Source organism: Bacillus sp. LR--39 (assembly GCF_053613335.1).
Map to the genome: position 1 here is coordinate 1 of NZ_JBSIOT010000165.1, position 1,376 is coordinate 1,376.

1 protein-coding gene and 1 pseudogene are annotated in these 1,376 nt (G+C 44.7%); one reads left to right on the forward strand and one right to left on the reverse strand.

The genetic code is table 11. The features are described 5' to 3' along the window. A pseudogene (gene opcR / locus ACWHAR_RS21415) lies at positions 1-232 on the reverse strand (opuC operon transcriptional regulator OpcR); the annotation flags it as partial. Between the two features lie 263 nt (positions 233-495). On the opposite strand from opcR, the gene opuCA reads away from it, so the two are divergent. Further along, positions 496-1,376, forward strand: an 881-nt coding sequence (gene opuCA / locus ACWHAR_RS21420) for an osmoprotectant ABC transporter ATP-binding protein OpuCA (RefSeq protein WP_452087762.1), incomplete at its 3' end; no start/stop codon positions are given.

Genomic DNA, 1,376 nt, shown 5'->3' on the forward strand with positions numbered 1-1,376 from the left:
TTTCGGCGATATTGGCATCGATCATTTCCCGGACAACCTGGCTCATCCGTGTTTTGCTCATGCCCGTTGCCTCAGAGAGCTCGCTTAAGGTCATTGGTTTTCGATTCATATAAATAATTCCGAGCACACGTCCGACAGTTGAAGGCATTCCAAACGTATGCATATTTTCGGCAATCTTCTCAATGAGATGCTCTTCAGCATGTTCAATGATGTCGAGAGCGGTTTTTTTCACAGCTGATCATCCCTTCAAATGGCAATTGATGGTGTCAATATATCATATTTCTTCCTGGTGTTGAAAATAGCTGAATGCAGAGGAAGTGGGAGGTATCCGGCGTAATTGTAAGAACACCCTTTCCGTCTCGGTCATAACAATAAATAATCTATAAATAACATATAATTTCAACACATTGTAAACTTTTTATTTTACAAAGTTCAAACTATAATAAGGATTATACTTTTCAGAAAATTTAAAGGAAACCTGCGGAGGTGCACGGATTGCTGAAATTGGAACAAGTGTCAAAAGTATATAAAGGCGGCAAAAAAGCTGTGAACAGCATTGATTTAGATATTGCCAAAGGTGAATTTATCTGTTTTATCGGCCCGAGCGGCTGTGGAAAAACGACGACGATGAAGATGATCAACAGACTGATAGAACCATCGTCTGGAAGGATCTTTATCGACGGAGAAAATATTATGGAACAGGACCCGGTTGAGCTGAGGAGAAAAATCGGCTATGTGATTCAGCAGATTGGTTTGTTCCCCCATATGACCATCCAGCAGAACATCTCACTCGTACCAAAGCTGCTGAAATGGCCTGAGGAAAAGCGGAAAGAACGGGCGCGCGAGCTGTTAAAGCTTGTGGATATGGGCCCGGAGTATTTAGACCGTTATCCGCATGAGCTCAGCGGCGGACAGCAGCAGAGAATCGGCGTGCTGCGCGCCCTGGCAGCGGAACCCCCTCTCATTTTAATGGATGAACCGTTCGGAGCGCTTGATCCGATTACGCGTGATTCCCTTCAGGAAGAATTCAAAAAACTGCAGAGAACCTTAAACAAAACGATTGTGTTTGTAACCCACGATATGGATGAAGCGATTAAGCTTGCTGACAGGATTGTGATATTAAAAGCGGGAGAAATCGTTCAAGTCGGCACACCTGATGAGATTCTTCGAAACCCGGCAAATGAGTTTGTTGAAGAATTTATCGGGAAAGAGCGCCTGATTCAGTCAAGACCGGATATCGAGCGGGTAGAGCAAATGATGAACAGAACGCCGGTGACGGTATCTGCGGACAAAACGCTTTCTCAGGCGATTCAGCTGATGAGAGAAAAACGTGTTGACTCGCTGCTCGTTGTGGACCGGCAAAACGTGCTGAAGGG